Source organism: Hymenobacter aerilatus, assembly GCF_022921095.1.
GTDB lineage: Bacteria > Bacteroidota > Bacteroidia > Cytophagales > Hymenobacteraceae > Hymenobacter > Hymenobacter aerilatus.
This window is the reverse complement of the sequence record NZ_CP095053.1, coordinates 2576605-2593665: the sequence shown is the minus strand read 5'-3', so window position 1 is coordinate 2593665 and position 17061 is coordinate 2576605. Positions and strand designations below refer to the sequence as shown.

General features: G+C 57.1%; 13 protein-coding genes and 1 riboswitch. Of the genes, 6 read left to right on the top strand and 7 right to left on the bottom strand.

Annotated elements, in window-relative coordinates:
* Positions 1-14: 14 nt before the first annotated feature.
* From MUN82_RS11115 to MUN82_RS11095, 5 genes are all read left to right on the top strand, one after another.
* Complete coding sequence (locus MUN82_RS11115) at positions 15-713, top strand: phosphoribosylanthranilate isomerase (protein ID WP_245090129.1); 699 nt, start codon at positions 15-17, stop codon at positions 711-713.
* Between the two features lie 66 nt (positions 714-779).
* Positions 780-1985, top strand: coding sequence for a tryptophan synthase subunit beta (trpB, locus tag MUN82_RS11110; RefSeq protein WP_245090126.1), 1206 nt, complete (start codon positions 780-782; stop codon positions 1983-1985).
* A gap of 116 nt (positions 1986-2101) precedes the next feature.
* A complete protein-coding gene (gene trpA / locus MUN82_RS11105) occupies positions 2102-2884 on the top strand; it encodes a tryptophan synthase subunit alpha (protein WP_245090123.1) in 783 nt (260 codons plus the stop codon).
* Between the two features lie 134 nt (positions 2885-3018).
* A complete protein-coding gene (gene aroF, locus MUN82_RS11100; RefSeq protein ID WP_245090120.1) occupies positions 3019-4032 on the top strand; it encodes a 3-deoxy-7-phosphoheptulonate synthase in 1014 nt (337 codons plus the stop codon).
* 375 nt (positions 4033-4407) lie between these two features.
* Entirely contained in the window at positions 4408-5139 is a 732-nt protein-coding gene (locus tag MUN82_RS11095) for a phenylalanine 4-monooxygenase (RefSeq protein ID WP_245090117.1), read from the top strand.
* A 160-nt stretch (positions 5140-5299) separates the two neighbouring features.
* Here MUN82_RS11095 and MUN82_RS11090 read toward each other — a convergent pair whose 3' ends face one another.
* From MUN82_RS11090 to MUN82_RS11060, 7 genes are all read right to left on the bottom strand, one after another.
* The gene (locus tag MUN82_RS11090) at positions 5300-6154 is read right to left on the bottom strand and encodes a dienelactone hydrolase family protein (RefSeq protein WP_245090114.1); all 855 of its coding nucleotides are present in this window, start codon (positions 6152-6154) and stop codon (positions 5300-5302) included.
* Between the two features lie 69 nt (positions 6155-6223).
* Positions 6224-7531: an ABC1 kinase family protein gene (locus MUN82_RS11085; protein WP_245090111.1), complete on the bottom strand. Its 1308-nt coding sequence runs from the start codon at positions 7529-7531 to the stop codon at positions 6224-6226.
* 138 nt (positions 7532-7669) lie between these two features.
* Positions 7670-8302, bottom strand: coding sequence for a TetR/AcrR family transcriptional regulator (locus MUN82_RS11080; protein WP_245090108.1), 633 nt, complete (start codon positions 8300-8302; stop codon positions 7670-7672).
* 44 nt (positions 8303-8346) lie between these two features.
* Positions 8347-9657, bottom strand: coding sequence for a cryptochrome/photolyase family protein (locus MUN82_RS11075; RefSeq protein ID WP_245090105.1), 1311 nt, complete (start codon positions 9655-9657; stop codon positions 8347-8349).
* 152 nt (positions 9658-9809) lie between these two features.
* The gene (locus tag MUN82_RS11070) at positions 9810-10526 is read right to left on the bottom strand and encodes an SDR family NAD(P)-dependent oxidoreductase (RefSeq protein WP_245090102.1); all 717 of its coding nucleotides are present in this window, start codon (positions 10524-10526) and stop codon (positions 9810-9812) included.
* 137 nt (positions 10527-10663) lie between these two features.
* Positions 10664-11929 (bottom strand): homoserine dehydrogenase, encoded by a 1266-nt coding sequence (locus tag MUN82_RS11065; protein WP_245090100.1) that lies wholly within the window; start codon positions 11927-11929, stop codon positions 10664-10666.
* Positions 11930-11938: 9 nt separating this feature from the next.
* Positions 11939-13135: a trans-sulfuration enzyme family protein gene (locus MUN82_RS11060; RefSeq protein WP_245090097.1), complete on the bottom strand. Its 1197-nt coding sequence runs from the start codon at positions 13133-13135 to the stop codon at positions 11939-11941.
* 150 nt (positions 13136-13285) lie between these two features.
* Positions 13286-13403: riboswitch (SAM riboswitch) on the bottom strand.
* Positions 13404-13613: 210 nt separating this feature from the next.
* On the opposite strand from MUN82_RS11060, the gene MUN82_RS11055 reads away from it, so the two are divergent.
* Positions 13614-17060 (top strand): pyruvate carboxylase, encoded by a 3447-nt coding sequence (locus tag MUN82_RS11055; protein WP_245090095.1) that lies wholly within the window; start codon positions 13614-13616, stop codon positions 17058-17060.
* The last annotated feature ends 1 nt before the right edge of the window (position 17061 follow it).

Below are 17061 nucleotides of genomic sequence, written 5' to 3'. Positions count from 1 at the left end.
CTTGTTGAAGCCGTATGTTTCCTACCCCACTCGCTACGTATCCGTTGTCGTCTGCTAATAGTCCTGGCCTGCGCATTAAGGTGTGCGGCATGCGCTCCGACGCCAACATCCGAGAAGTAGCCAACCTGGGCGTAGACTTCATGGGGTTCATCTTCTACGCCAAGTCGCCGCGCTGTGCTGTGCCAACGCTCAGCGTAAAAACGCTCAACAAGCTACCCTCTTCTGTTTTGAAGGTAGGCGTATTTGTAAACGAAACCACGGATATTATTCGGCAGCGGGTGGCAGAATACGGCCTCGATCTGGTGCAGTTGCACGGGCAGGAGTCGCCCGCGCAATGCGCCGAGTTGCGTTCCGTGAGCATTCTTGTTATCAAGGCTTTCTCGGTAGGTGAGGAGTTTGACTTCGCACAAGCTGCACCTTACGTGAACTGCTGCAATTACTTCTTGTTCGATACCAAAGGCCCGGAGCTAGGGGGTAACGGCACTACGTTCAATTGGCAACTGCTGGCGAAGTATCCGTTGAGCGTACCCTATTTTCTGGCTGGCGGACTCGATCTAGCCCACGCACAGGAATTGCAAACGCTGCGCCTACCTGGTCTCTTCGGCATCGACCTAAACAGCCGCTTCGAGCTGGCACCCGGCGAAAAGGACGTGGGTAAGCTGCGGCAGCTGTTTCAGCGGCTCCGGCCCGGCAGTAATATCTCAAGCACTTAGCGGCACCTTTCTTCTACCATCTCAACCACCACCCGGCGCACCTGGTGCGCTCTTGGTTCTTACCTTATGGCTACTTCTGCTTTTGCGCCCAATGCCCGCGGCTATTATGGCCAGTTTGGTGGCGCTTTCATTCCCGAAATGCTCTACCCCAATGTGGAGGAGCTGCGCACCCAATACCTGGATATTCTGGCCGACCCTAGCTTTCAGCAGGAATACCAACAGCTGTTGCGCGACTACGTGGGGCGGCCTACCCCGTTGTTTGAGGCCAAGCGGCTATCGGCGAAGTACAACACGCGCATTTACCTGAAGCGCGAAGACCTGTGCCACACCGGCGCCCACAAGGTGAACAACACGGTAGGGCAGATTTTGCTGGCGCAGCGTCTGGGCAAAAAGCGCATCATTGCCGAAACCGGTGCCGGCCAGCACGGTGTGGCCACGGCCACGGTGTGCGCCCTTATGGGCCTGGAGTGCATTGTGTACATGGGCGAAATCGACATGGAGCGGCAGAAGCCTAACGTATACCGCATGCGCCTGCTAGGCGCCGAGGTGCGCCCCGCCACCAGTGGCAGTAAAACCCTGAAAGATGCCACTAACGAGGCTATTCGCGACTGGATCAGCAACCCCGTGGATACACACTATATCATCGGCTCGGTGGTAGGTCCGCACCCATATCCAGATCTGGTAGCCCGCTTACAAGCCGTTATCAGCGAGGAAATGCGTAAGCAACTGCTGGAAAAAACCGATTCCGAACTGCCTACCCATGTGGTGGCTTGCGTGGGCGGTGGCTCCAACGCAGCCGGCGCTTTCTATCACTTCCTCGATGAGCCGACCGTGCAGTTGGTAGCGGTAGAAGCGGCTGGTCATGGGGTGCACTCCGGCCATTCGGCGGCTACCTCAGTGCTAGGCAAGCCAGGCATCATCCACGGCTCGCGCACATTGCTGATGCAGGACGAAGACGGCCAGATTACCGAGCCGTATTCTCTGTCTGCGGGTCTCGACTACCCCGGCATCGGCCCTCTGCATGCCTACCTTGGCGACTCGGGTAGGGCGCGCTTCATTGCCATCACCGACGACGACGCCCTGCGCGCCGTGGCCGAGCTGAGCCGCCTCGAAGGTATCATTCCAGCCCTCGAAACCGCCCACGCCCTAGCCGCGCTCGACCAACTTGGCGCCGGCCCGGATGATGTGGTGGTCATCAACCTCTCCGGCCGTGGCGACAAAGACCTGGAAACCTACCTGAAATACGCCGAAAAACTGACCACGTCGAAATAAAACGTTTGTCATCCTGAGCTTGCGAAGGACCTTATTACGCGAGATAGTAACTCCATTCAAGTTGTTCTGGTGTGAGAAGATCCTTCGCAAGCTCAGGATGACAAACGATAATTTTCATGAAAGACCGTATCAAATCTACCTTCGAGCAGAAAAAGAAAAACCTGCTCAACATCTACTTCACGGCCGGTTACCCTACACTCGACTCCACGGTGCCACTCATTGAAGCTGTCACCCAGGCTGGTGCCGACCTCGTGGAAATCGGAATGCCGTTTTCCGATCCGCTGGCTGATGGGCCGGTGATACAGCACAGCGGCACGGTGGCCCTGCAAAACGGGATGAACATGCGCGTGCTGTTTCGTCAGCTGCAGGGCGTGCGTCAGCGTGTGCCCGACGCGCCCATTCTGCTGATGGGCTACCTCAATCCGGTGATGCAGTTTGGGGTAGAGAACTTCTGCCGCGAAGCCGCCGAAGCCGGTGTGGATGGTGTGATCCTACCCGACCTACCCCTCGACGATTACGTGGAGGAATACCAGGAAACCTTTCGCCGCTACAATCTGCGGCCGGTATTCCTCATCACGCCCCAAACTGCGCCCGAGCGCATCCACCGCATCGACGAGCTGACGGATTCCTTTCTCTACCTCGTATCGGGTCCTGGCACTACGGGCAGTCAAACCGGCCAAGACGCCAACGCGCAGGAAGCCTACTTCCAACGCATCGAGGGTATGAACTTGCGCAATCCGCGTCTGATTGGCTTCGGCATCGGCGACAAGCAATCCTTCGACCGCGCCTGCCAGCATGCCGAAGGCGCCATCATCGGCTCAGCTCTGATCAAGGCAATGGATGGTGCTGAAGACGCCCCCGCCGCCGCCCGCCAATTTGTACAATCGGTACTGAATTGATTTAATAGCTACCCTAAAGTACTGTCATCCTGAGCTTGCGCAGGGCCTTCTCACGCGAGAACGAATCGTTGTGACGCTTGTCGTTCACGCGTGAGAAGGTCCTGCGCAAGCTCAGGATGACAAAAAGCTACCTCATGCTCATTCAACTAGAACCCGCCATTTCTCCCGAAAACCGGGAAGCCATCATCAACCGCATCAAAGCGGTGAACTACAAAGTCACGGAGGTGACTACGCAGCGTGCGCACTACCTCATTGGCATCGGTAAGGCCGATTTTGACATTCGCAGTGTTGGCCAGCTACCCGGCATTGTAGACATCCACCGTGTGTCGGACGACTACAAACTGGTGTCGCGCAAATGGCGCGTGCGCCCTACCGTCCTCGACCTGGGCGACGGTGTGCGCATCGGTGAAGGCACCCTCACGCTGGCAGCCGGTCCATGCAGCATCGAGAGCGAGGCGCAGATGGAAAGCATTATGCAGCACTTGGTTGAGAATGACGTGCGCATCATGCGCGGCGGCGTGTTCAAGCCGCGTTCCTCGCCCTACTCATTCCGGGGGCTGGGTATGGATGGGCTGAAGCTGTTTCACCAGCTGGCGCGGGAGCGAGGTATCAAAATCGTGACCGAAGTAATGCAGGTGTCGCAGGTAGAGGAGATGCACGACTACGTGGACGTATTTCAGGTAGGTGCCCGCAACACCCAGAATTTCAACCTGCTCGATGCACTAGGTAGTGTGGATAAGCCCGTGATGATTAAGCGGGGTATCTCCGGCACCATCGAGGAATTGCTGTCATCGGCCGAATACGTTTTCTCAGGTGGCAACGAAAAGCTGATTCTCTGTGAGCGAGGCATCCGCACGTTCGAAACAGCCTCGCGCAACACCTTGGACCTGAACGCCGTACCTATTTTAAAAGAAAAGACCCACCTACCCGTCATCGTCGACCCTTCGCATGGTATCGGTATCCGCGACTACGTAGCTGATATGGCCCTGGCCGGCGTGATGGCCGGCGCCGATGGTATCATCTACGAAGCCCACGAGAAGCCTGAGCAAGCCGCTTCCGACGGCGCACAGACGCTGAACTTTGCTGAGTCGGCGCGCCTGATCCGCAACCTGCGCCGGGTATATGCCCTGCGGCAGGAGCTGGAATAGCTGCCATGGAGCTAGGATTTGACGGAGACATAAAGAATCGGTAAAGCTGAACGGGTTGTTGCTTAATTGATAAGATAAGCGCCCTTTAGTTATAATAATATCATCAAAAACTAATATTATGTAATGATTTTTTATATTTTACGACACTTTTTTGATATTTTTTTTAAACGAAAGTATCAAATTCAAAATATTCTCTATATTTGTTTTGTCATGCAACAACAATCCGTCAAGTGCTTTGCCATGCTGAATATTCGTCCCGCGGAGGACGGAGTCGGGCGGTATTGCCAGTACGGAAGCTAAACCATGACGTACAACGCTGTAAACCACGAAAGCCCGACTCCACCCGGAGGCCGGGCTTTTTTTATGTCAAAAGCTATGGATACGCAACACTACCATCACTACACTACCCAGGACCAACTGGTCTGGAAGGTTTTGTTTGACCGTCAAACGGCGCTGCTACACAAACGTGCGGCCACGGCATTCGTGCAAGGTCTGCAACAGATTGGTTTTCAGCGTACTGGTATTCCTCGATTTGAGGAAGTAAATGAGCGACTACGGCGGCGTACTGGTTGGGAAATTGCGCCCGTAGATGGTGAGCTGGATGACGCTACCTTCTTCGGTCTGCTCGCCGACCGCAAATTCCCGGTTACCACCTGGATTCGGTCTATGCAGCAATTCGATTTCATCGAGGAGCCTGACTTATTCCACTGCGCCTTTGGCCACTTGCCCCTATTAATGGATCACGCCTTCGCCGATTTTCTGCACTTTTTGGGTAGGGTAGCTGGTCAGCATTTGCACGATACAGTAGCACTGCAAAAACTGGAGCGGCTCTACGGCTTCACCGTACAGTTTGGGCTTGTGACGGAAGGCGGCAGCACACGCATCTACGGAGCGGGTTTGCTGTCGTCAGCGGGTGAAATTCACCACTGGTTGAACAGCACCGATGTGCGCCACCCGTTTGATCTGGCTACGGTGCTGCACACGCCCTATTCTGAGGCGCACTATCAGGACCAATACTTTGCGCTCAATTCTTGGGAGCAGCTAACCGAAAGCGTAGCCGATTTGGCGGCCTTGCTGGCCAGCAACTGGCAATTGGCGGTGCGGTAGGGGGGAGGTAGTTGTCAGAGAAAAAGCCCTGTCATTCTGCCTGGCGAAGGATCTGCTCACACTTGAACGATTGATGTAGCAACGTCTTGTTCTAGTGTGAGCAGGTTCTTCGCCAGCGCAGAATGACAGGGCTTTGCGCGTCTGTGCCTTTCTAACTATACTACTTCAACTTGAAGCTTTTTTTCAAATACGCCACGGCCAACTCGTGGGCTTCGTCGGCGTAGGTTTTGTTGTAGTTGGGGTTGCTGGGGTTGGCAAAGGCGTGCACAGCGTCGTAGTTTTTCACCGTCAGCTTTTTACCGGCGGCGGCCATGTCTTTCTGGAACTGGGCCACTACAGTGGGTGAAATCGACTTGTCCTGAAGCGCAAAGATGCCCAGCACATCGGTGTTCAGCGTTTTTAGGCGGGCTACGTCTTTTTCCGGCATGCCATAGTACATCACGCAGCCTACGGCCTGCTTGCCGGCCAGCAGCGCCGTTTGCAGCGACCAGCCTCCGCCGAAGCACCAACCAATGCTAGCAATCTGCGCCTTAGAACCAGCGTATTGCATAGCACCTTTAATAATGGCCTCGGCCCGGCTGGTTTGCACGCTCTGCATGATCTTGCCGGCCTCGGCGGGTGCGGTGGCTATCTGCCCATCGTAGAGGTCGAGGGCAACGATGTTGACGCCGGGCAGCTCCCGCGCAAAGCCCGCTGCCTCGCGCTTGATGTAGTCATTCAGGCCCCACCACTCATGAATCACGAAAAGATACTTAGTGGAAGGAGTAGTGCTTTTAAGCATAAAGGCTTTCGCCGTTTTGCCATCGGGGGTAGGGTAGGAAACCATGTTGCCAGCGCCCTGGTAGGTATAGGGTAGGGGGGCATCGTGGCCGCCCACGAAGGCGTCATCATTGGCGAGCATGGCAAAAGCTTCGGTGGCGGCAGCGGGTTTGGCGCAGCAACTCATCGTCATTTGAGCCGAAGCAAATGGGAGAGTGACTAACAGCAGCAGGCAGAGAGTTAGAAGTTTTTTCATGAAATAAGAGGGTTGGAGGGGAGAAAGATGAGGTGCTGCCATTGTACGACAGGCGCGTACAACGCGCCCCTAGCTGGTTTTTACCTCAGCGCCCAGCTCAGCTAGTAAAGCGTAGAGCCCTACATAGGTGCGATTGACGTAGATGAAGTGCCGGGAGCCGCGTGGCTCGCGCTGCTTCCGCAACTCAGGCTCCTGCATCAGGTCGTCGCCGAGGGCATACACAGCTTGCATGTACGCTGGGTCACCGAAGTTGAACACCGGCTGGTGAAAAGGCCGCGCCACCAGCTCCAGCGAAATGCGCAGTGTGCGCAGGTACAGGTCACGTAGGGTAGGGGCATCATCAGGCCGAAGGACTTCCAATTGGGTAAGCAACTCCGCAAGGCGGGCGTCGTCGGCTAGTACGGCGGGGTCGAGCAGAGCGAAAAACAACTGGTAGAAATCGGCCGGAATATTCTTCACGCAGCCAAAATCCAGCACGCCTAGTGTGCCACCGTTGGTGGCATCGAGCAGGAAGTTGCCGGGGTGCGGGTCGGCGTGCACCTGGCGCAACGTGTGCATCTGAAAGGCATAGAAGTCCCATAGGGCCTGACCCAACTGGTTGCGCACAGCCTGAGTGGGGTTGGTTGCCAAGAATTCCTTGAGGTGTTGGCCCGGCAGCCAGTCCATCGTAAGAATGCGGGCGGCCGAGAGGGTAGGGTAGTAGGCCGGAAAACGCAGATGCGGAATGTGCCCACACTGAGCCGCAATTTCCTGTCCGCGGCGCAGTTCCAACTGATAGTCGGTTTCCTCCAGCAGGCGGGTTTCCACTTCCTCCAGATAAGGCCGCATCTGCGTCTCGTCTAGCCCTAGTACGCGCAAAGCCACGGGCTTCACCATCCGAATATCGGAGCGGATACTGTCGGCCACGCCGGGGTATTGCACCTTCACTGCTAAGGCTTTGTCCTCCTTTTCAGCAAAGTGCACTTGCCCGATGCTGGCTGCCTGCCGGGCATTCAAGTCAAACGTATCAAACAAGTCGAAAGGCGACTTGCCAAATGCGTCGCGAAACGCCTTCACAATCAGCGGCCCCGACAACGGCGGCGTTTGGTACTGGGCCTGGGCAAACTGCTCGGAGTAGGCTGTCGGTAGGATATTCTTCTCCATCGCCAGCATTTGCGCCACCTTCAGCACCGAGCCTTTCATTTCGCTTAGCGCGCCGTACAGTTCCTCGGCATTGGCCTGGTGCAGGTCGGCGGTAGTGCTTTCGGCGCCCACCGCCCGCTTGGCATAATGCTTCACGTAGTTAGCGCCCACATTCAAACCGGTTTTGGCGAAACGGGCAGCACGGGCAACCTTGGTGGTGGGTAGGGAAACGAGCGGCTTAGGGGAATCTGGCATGGGGTGGAATAATATTGCAGACCATCCTGCTGAACAGAGTCGAAGCCTCTCGCGTGCTGACGTTGGATATTATCTAGCATCAGCACGCGAGAGGCTTCGACTCTGTTCAGCAGGACAGTCCTTCGGGAAAGCGCAATCCTAACGGCTCTGCACCAGAAACCGCACAAAATCCACGGCTGAGTCCAGTGTGTTGCGGCCTACCAAGTCAAAGCTCAGCGTAACAGCTTTTTCGATAGCAGCATCGGTGCGCTCGAAACCCAGAGAGTCGTCTTTAGCGAAAAAGCCCAGCACAAATAGCATCTGCTGCCAGAAAGCACGTGGGTATTTCTCCTGAATCATGGGGCGAGAGGCCACTTCCTCAGTGCGACGACCATCGCGCAGGATATCGGCCACAAACTGCTCGAAACCCTGGCGGAAATCGTCCAGAATACGCGGCGTCATGCCCGGCATTTTGGAAAGTGAATAGCGCAACGACCACAGCGCGTAACTGCGGTTTTGTTTCAAAATTTCCAGCAAGGTGTAGTAGAAACCCAGCAGCTTTTCGCGGGCGCCGTATTGCTCCCATACCGGTTCCTCGGCGGCACGAGCACGAGCATCGCGTCCAAAGTCAGCCCAAATCTCGCGGTCGATGGCCGCAAAGGTGGCATAGTGCTGGTAGAACTCGGCTTCAGTGCTGCCCAACTTGTGCATGAGCTTGTAGACCGAAACCGGCGGCTGGCCTTTGCGCAGCACGTAGTCGAGATAAGCGAGTTTGATAGCTTCCTTTTCCATGAGAGTATAACCGTTGAGCAAGGGTTTAAGTTGCCGCAAAAAGCCTATTTACGGGCGGCGCGAAAGGCATCCAACGCACGCTGGCGCGCCTCCTTGTGGTCGACTATCGGCTGGGGGTAGGCGTCGGTGCCAAACTCCGGAATCCAGGCCTTCACGTACTCCAGCTTGGGGTCGTATTTCTGGAGCTGACTCTCGGGGCTGAAGATGCGAAACCAGGGAGCCGACACCACGCCGGTGCCGGCCGTCCACTGCCAGTTGCCGATGTTGTTGCTCATGTCGTAATCGATGAGCTTGTCGGCAAAATATTGCTCGCCCCATTTCCAGTCAATCAGCAAATCTTTAATCAGAAAGCTGGCCGTGGTGATGCGGGCGCGGTTGTGCATCCAGCCGGTTTGGTTGAGCTGGCGCATGCCGGCATCTACCAGCGGGAAACCCGTGCGCCCCTCGCACCACGCCGCAAACTCCTCTTGGTTGTTGCGCCACTCAATGCGCCGAAACGGCTTGTCGTAGCTTTCCTCAGCGGTTTCGGGGAAGTGCCAGAGCAGCATCATAAAGTAGTCGCGCCAAATCAACTCGTCCAGCAATTTGTCGTTCAGCTCCTGGGCCTGGCTCATGAGCTGCCGCACGCTGAGGGTGCCGTGGCGCAGGTGCACCGAGCGGTGGGTAGTACCATGGTCGTCGGCGAGGCGGTTGCGGGTTTTGTCGTAGTGCTCTACGTCGTTTTTATTGAGTAGTTGAGCGGGGGTTACGGGCTGCTCATACCGCTCAAATCCCATATCTGCCAGGGTAGGGCGAGCCGGAGCTTGATCTATACGGTGTAGGTTCTTCTTAGTAAACAGTTGCCGCGACGGGCGTTCCTGAAAGCTGTCGTCCTGCAGGGCCGCCCGCCAAGCCTTATTATAAGCGCCGTATACCTTGGCCGCCGTGCCCGATTTAGTCAGCACCTCGTCCTTGGCAAAAATTACCTGGTCTTTGTGCGCTGTGAAGGGCACGTTTTTCTGTTTTAGGAGCTTGGCTATGGCCTCGTCGCGCTGGCGAGCGTAGGGCTCGTAGTCCTCGTTGGTGTGCACAGCGGCCAGGTCGTAGTCCTTCAGCAACTGTTCGAATACCTCCTCTGGCTTGCCATAGCATACCAGCATAGTGCCACTGGCGCCTCCGGTTTCCTGGGCCAGCTGCTCCACTGCATCATATATAAACGTGACGCGGGCATCTTGCTTGCTAGGTAGCTTATCCAGAATGTCGCGGTCGAAGATGAACAACGGCACTACCGGCGCCTCCCCTTGCAGCGCCGCCGCCAAGCCGGTGTTGTCGGTGATGCGCAAATCGCGCCGGTGCCAGAATATCGTGAGTTTCATACGGGTGGGTTTCTCATGGGACTGAAAGAAATCTGTCATCCTGAGCCTGCGAAGGACCTTCTGCCAATTGAACGAGTTGTCGTTACGATGGTCGTTCAATTGGTAGAAGGTCCTTCGCAGGCTCAGGATGACAGGGACCATCTAGGCCCGCGCTACTTCAACCGGCTCATACCACCATCTACAGGTAGTACTTGGCCGGTGATGAAGCTGCTGTGGTCGGAGAGAAGAAAAGACGCCATGTAGGCCATGTCCTGAGGCTGTCCTACCCGTTGCAAGGGGTGGCGCTTGGCACTGGCCTCGGCTTTCTCGGGGGTATTGAGGAGGGTAGCAGCTAGGGGCGTATCGGTGAGGGAGGGCGCAATGCAGTTCACGCGAATACCAGCGCCGGCATACTCGGCGGCTAGGGCGCGGGTGAGGCCTTCTACGGCAGCCTTCACCGTGGCCACGCTGGTATGGAAGCTCATGCCCGTTTCGGCGGCCACTGTACTAAACAGCACGATGGAAGCGCCATTGGCTTTTTTCAGCCGCTTCACTACCGCCTGCACCACCTGCACAGCACCCAGCACATTTAGCTCGAAATCCTGTCGGAAATCGGCCGGCGCAATGCGCTCAAACGGACGCAGCCGGATGCTGCCGGGGCAGTACGCCACGCCGTGCAACGTGTCGGGTAGGGCATCGAAAGCGGTAGGAGCAAAGGGTGCGGTTACGTCGAGGGGTAGGAATGTGGTACCCAACTCAGCCAACTCCGCCGACTCGTGCCGCGATGCCGTGTATAGGTTGGCCTTCATGCCGTGCAGCAAGCGGGCCGTAGCCAAGCCAATACCCGAGGAAGCTCCTACTAGAAGAATATTCTTATCAGCAAATTCCATAAAAACGTAGCAGATGAACAGTTGAGTTTCTGCTACGCAGGAATGCCCGCAAAAGGCTATCCATCACCCAAAAAAGCTCGACCGCTAGCAGAGAAAATATCCCTGCTAGCGGTCGAGCTTTTTTGGGTGATAATTAGTTACTCCGCGAAAACAGCCTCGGCTCCGGCGAGCTGAGTATCAGCAAGCTGAGCATTGGCGGCAGCCCGAAGTGGGGTAGGGAGGCGCACTACACAAATGCCCGGCAGCTGCAACCACTCGGCCTGTGCCAGCTGCGCCAGCCCGATGGTGCCGGTGAGGTAGTGCCCACGCGTAGCCGAGTGGAACGTTTCGTGCACCCGCGTGAAATCAGTTTCCTGAGGCGCGTACTCGTCAGTGAATGTCACCAGCACATCTACCTCGGCGGCCTCGGGCGTCAGGGCCGAGTCGGTATTCTGGCTGATCTTCTTGTACTCGTAGCGGTAGCCGTAAGTAAGTGCCGACAAGTCGCTGAGCACGGCCGAAGCAGTAGGTACGGCCCCTGCGCCGCGGCCTAGGAAAAACTGTCGGTCGGTGAAGCCGCTCTGGGTGATGAGGCCATTGTACTCATCCTGCACCCGTGCCAGCTCGTGCTCGGGGCGCACTAGGGTAGGCAGCACGGCGGCGGCCACATTGCCGTCGGGTAGGCGGCGGGCTTCGGCAATGAGCTTGAGCGCCAGCCCTTTTTCGCGGGCGTAGTCGGAGGCCAGGTTGCTTAGCCGGTCGATGCCCACGGCCAGGATTTCCTGGGGCGAGGTCACCAGACCGAAGGCGTGCGTGAGCAGCAGCACCAGCTTGTTGCGGGCATCGAGGCCCTCTACGTCCAGGGCCGGGTTGCTCTCCGCGAAGCCCAGTGCCTGCGCCTTGCTAAGCGCTTCGGCAAAGGAAATAGCGTCACGGTGCATGGCCGTGAGGATGTAGTTGGTAGAGCCATTGATGATGCCCTCCACTGCCTCCAACAGGTCGGTGTCGTAGTACTCTTCCAGGTTCCGAATCACGGGTAGGCTGGCACAGGCGGCTGCCTCGTAAAGTAGGGGCGTACCGGTCTGGCGCTGCAACTCAATGAGTTCGGGAAGGTGCTCGGCCAGCATCTTCTTGTTGGCTGTCACCACGGCTTTGCCCCGGCGCAGGGCTTCGGTCACGATGTAGTAGGCTTCGTCGGCATCATCAATCAGCTCCACAATCACGTTCAGCGACGCATCATCCAGCAGGGCGTTGCGGTCAAACGTAAACAGCTCGGCGGGTAGGCTACGCTGCTTGGTGCGGTCCTTCACCCCAATGCGGCCGATGCGGGCGCGCAGGCCAGGCGTGCGTTCCAGCACCGTGTGCAGGCCCTGGCCTACCACGCCAAACCCAAATAAACCAATACGAATGTCGGAGCGGGTCATGCGGTATCCTTAAGCGAGTTCAGCTTCCTGTTTCAGATCGGCCACGGCCGTAGCGGCGGCGCTAAGCTGGTCGAGAGCCTGGGCTAGGTCGGCAATCAGGTCTTCGGCATCTTCCAAGCCTACTGACAGGCGCACCAGGCTATCGGCTACGCCGGCCGCACGACGCTGGTCTACTGGCGTCGATTTGTGTGTCATGGTGGCTGGGTGGCAGAGCAGGCTCTTGGCTCCGCCCAGGCTTTCAGCTAGTTTGAAGTATTTGGTGCTGGTAACCAAATTGATAGCGGCTTCCTGCGTGTCTTCTTTCAGCTTGAGGGCAACGATGCCACCAAAGCCTTTTGGCTGCTGCTTTTTCGCTACAGCATGGTTGGGGTGCTCTTCCAGGCCAGGGTAGTACACAGCCGCTACCTCGGGACGAGTTTGCAAGAACTGTGCAACTTTCAGAGCCGAAGCGCTGTGCCGCTCAATGCGCAGCGGGAGCGTTTCCAGTCCGCGAATCACCAAAAAAGAATCAAACGGCCCCAGAATACCACCCGATGCGTTCTGAATAAACTTCAGTTGCAGCGCAATTTCTTCGGTTTTAGCCACTACTAGGCCCGCAATCAGGTCAGAGTGGCCGCCCAGGTACTTAGTGCCGCTGTGTACCACAATGTCGGCGCCCAGGTCGAGGGGCTGCTGCAGGATAGGCGAGGCGAAGGTGTTGTCCACGCACAGCCAGGCGTTGTTGGCATGGGCAATGTCGGCAATAGTGGCAATGTCCGACACTTTCAGGGTAGGGTTGGAAGGTGATTCCAGCCACACCAGTTTGGTTTTGGGCGTGATGGCCGCCGCTACATTGGCCGGATTGGCCGTATCACAATACACGATATCGATGCCCAAACGACGATACACGTGCTCAAACAGGCGGAAAGCGCCGCCATACAGATCATCAATGGCCACAATCTGGTCGCCGGCCGAGAGTAGTTTCACCACGGCATCAATGGCGGCCAGGCCGCTGGCAAACGCGTAGCCGGCGTGGCCGTTTTCGAGGGTAGCTACCAGCTTTTCCAGTGTACAGCGGGTAGGGTTGCCGGTGCGGGCGTAGTCGTAGCCCTTATTTACGCCGGGCGCTTCCTGCACGAAGGTGGAAGTCTGGTAGATCGGCACGGCAATAGAGCCGGTCAGTTCATCAACGGGAATAGAGTGGAGGAGGCGGGTTGCAGCTTGCATGGTTGAATGACGTTTGCGTTGAAAAATGGACGTAAACGCATCCCTTCAGCCAAAACACTTCATCAAGATTTCTCACCGGAAGGGCATAAAAAAAAGCTCTTCCGATAAGTCAGAAGAGCTAGCATCGTCTGCAGTCGATGAGCATCTTGTAACTTATCTTCTTCCAATTCAGCCGTAGCTGAGTCAGAACAGGATTTAGCACCTTGTAGTCCTGCTACCGGTTGCTAAGGCATCTTCGGGCCTGTCCCTCCGCCTTTCTTGATAAGTGCTCCGTTTCGGGAGCGGTAGTGCAAATATACGGCGCAAATAATTCAATGCAAGCCCAACGCCTATTTTTTACTCAATTAGGTGAAAAGAGTATTCTCGCTAAATGCCCGTTGCGTTGAAATATTGATAGGAAAACAGGGTGTTTCTGCGTGTTCTGTTAAATTATTGCCTAGTTTGAGCCCGCGCTGACCAAAAACACCTGTACGTACTCATGAATATTCGCAAACTCCTCGTTGCTAACCGGGGCGAAATTGCCATCCGCGTGATGCGGGCTGCTACTGAACTAGGCATCACTACGGTGGCCGTGTATACCTTCGAGGACCGCTACTCTCTGCACCGCTACAAGGCCGACGAGGCCTACCAGATAGGCGAGGACGACGACCCCCTGAAGCCCTACCTTGATATTGAAGGCCTGTTGCGCGTAGCGAAGGACAACGGCGTAGATGCCATCCACCCCGGCTACGGCTTCCTGAGCGAAAATGCTACCCTGGCCCGGCGCTGCGGCGAGGAAGGTATCATCTTCGTAGGGCCGCGCCCCGAGGTGATGGAAGCCCTTGGCGACAAAGTGCGCGCCAAGGAAGTGGCCCTGCGTGAGCAAGTGCCCATTATTCAGAGTAGTGAAGAAGAACTGAACGACTTTGAAACGGCCCGGACTGAGGCCAACCGTATCGGCTACCCCGTGATGCTGAAGGCTGCCTCGGGCGGCGGGGGTAGGGGCATGCGCGTCATCCGCGACGATGACCAGCTGGAAAAAGGCTTTTTCGAGGCCCGCAACGAGGCTCTAAAAGCCTTCGGCGACGATACCGTGTTCCTGGAAAAGTTTGTGGAGCAGCCCAAGCACATTGAGGTGCAGGTAGTGGCCGACGCTTACGGCAGCGTGACGCACCTCTATGAGCGTGACTGCTCCGTGCAGCGCCGCTTTCAGAAGGTAGTAGAGGTGGCGCCCGCGCTAGGCCTGGCTGAGGAACTACGCGAACAGCTCTATGACTACGCCCTGCGCTTGGCCCGCGCTGTGAACTACAACAACGTGGGCACAGTGGAATTTTTGGTGAAGCCGGAAGCGGGCGAGATTTACTTCATTGAGGTTAACCCGCGCATTCAGGTAGAGCACACCGTCACGGAGATGGTGACGGGCGTCGACCTCATCAAAACCCAGCTCTATATCGCGTCGGGTTACCACTTGCAGGACCCCGAAATCAACCTCGATCCGCAGGTGCGGCCCCGCATCACGGGCTTTGCCTTGCAGTGCCGCCTCACCACCGAGGCCCCCGAAAACGACTTCAAGCCCGATTATGGCACCATCGTGGCCTACCGTTCGGCGGGCGGTTTTGGTATTCGCCTCGACCAGGGCTCGGTGTACCAGGGCGCCAAGATTCTACCGTTTTTCGACTCGCTGCTGGTGAAGGTGTCGGCGCAGGCGCCTACCCTTAAGGAGGCCGCCGAACGGATGCTGCGCACCCTGTGGGAGTTCCGGATTAGGGGCGTGCGCACCAATATTCAGTTTTTGCAAAATATCGTATCGCACCCTGATTTCCAGAATGGTAGCGCTACGGTTGACTTTATCAAAGACCACCCCGAACTGTTTAAGTTTGAGGTGCGTCAGGACCGCGGTACTAAGCTGCTGAGCTTCTTAGGCGACATCATCGTGAACGGCAACCCCGACGTGCACGGTGCCCAGGACCCGGCCCGCGACATGCCCAAGCCCAAGCTGCCCCACTACGACGCTACCGCGCCCTATCCCCCCGGTACCAAAAACCGCCTCACCGAGCTGGGGCCGGAGGGCTTTGCCAAGTGGCTGCGCGAGGACAACCTCATTCACTACACCGATACCACCCTGCGCGACGCCCACCAGAGCCTGCTGGCCACGCGTATGCGCACGTTTGATATGCTGAAGGTGGCCGAGCGCTTCGCCAAGCAGCACCCCCAAGCGTTTTCGCTGGAGTGCTGGGGCGGTGCCACCTTCGATGTAGCCCTACGCTTTCTGCACGAAGACCCCTGGGAGCGCCTGGCCAAGCTGCGTGAGGCCGTGCCCAACATTCTGTTGCAAATGCTGATCCGGGGTGCCAACGGCGTGGGCTACAAGGCCTACCCCGACAACCTGGTAGAGCGCTTCGTGCAACAGAGCTGGGAAACCGGTATCGACGTGTTCCGCATTTTCGACTCGCTGAACTGGATGCCGGGCATGGAGAGCTGCATCCGGTTTGTGCGCGAGAAAACGCAAGGACTGGCCGAGGCCAGCATCTGCTACACGAACGACCTGCTGGACCCACAGAACAAGAAGTACAACCTGGACTACTACCTGCGCCTAGCCAAGCAAATTGAAGATGCTGGCGCCCATATCCTCTGCATCAAGGACATGGCGGGCCTCTTGAAGCCCTACGCTGCCCAGGAGCTAATTGCGGGCCTGCGCGACACCGTGAGCCTACCCATCCACCTGCACACCCACGACACCAGCAGCCTGCAAGCTGCTACCTACCTCAAGGCCGTAGAGGCCGGCGTAAATGTGATTGATGTAGCCTTGGGTAGCCTTTCGGGTCTCACTTCGCAGCCCAACTTCAACGCCACGGTGGAAATGTTGCGCCACACGCCCCGCCACCGCGAGTTTGATCAGCAGAGCCTCAACGAGTTCAGCAACTATTGGGAAGGCGTGCGCACGTACTACCAGCCGTTTGAATCGGGTCTGAAAGCTGGGTCGGCCGACGTGTTTCAGCACGAAATTCCTGGTGGGCAGTATTCCAACCTACGTCCGCAGGCCGCGGCTCTGGGCCTGGCCGATAAGTTTGAGCTGATTAAAAAGACGTTTGCCGACGTGAACCAGCTGTTCGGCGACATCACGAAGGTGACACCGTCCTCGAAGGTAGTAGGCGATATGGCCCTGTTCCTAGTATCGAACAACCTGACCACTCAGGACGTGTGGGACAAAGGCCAGACGTTGAACTTCCCCGAATCGGTGCAAAGCCTGTTCCGCGGCGACATTGGGCAGCCCGAGGGTGGCTGGCCCGAGGGGTTGCAGGAAATCATCCTGAAAGACCAGCAGCCGTACACCGACCGCCCGAACGCCCATCTGGAACCCATCGACTTTGATGCGGAATGGAAGGCGTTCCAGGAAAAATTTGGGCCGGGCGTGGAGTTTACGGATTTGCTTTCCTACTTGCTCTATCCTAAAGTGTTCGAGCAGTACTGGGCGTTTGTGCAGGAGTACGGTGACGTGTCGGTGGTGCCTACACGGCTGTTTTTCTACGGTATGCAGCCCGGCGAGGAAAGCATCATCGACATTGCCCGAGGCAAGAGCATCATTGTGAAGTTCCGCTCTTTGGGCATTGCCAACGACGAGGGCAAGCGTACCGTGTTCTTTTCCATCAATGGCGAAACCCGCAACCTGGAAGTGCGCGACCGGTCGGTGGAAGTGAAGAAGGTCCAAAACGCCAAGGCCGACAAAGCCAACCCCCGCCAAGTAGGTGCGCCGCTGCAAGGGTTGTTGTCGCGCGTGCTGGTGAAGCCTGGTGAGGAAGTGAAGCGCAACGCGCCGCTGTTCATCATCGAGGCCATGAAAATGGAAACCACCATCACGGCCCCCGACGATACCACCGTGGAAGCCGTAACGCTGGAAGAAGGCACCCTCGTGAATGCCGACGATTTGGTGCTGACGCTGGGGTAAG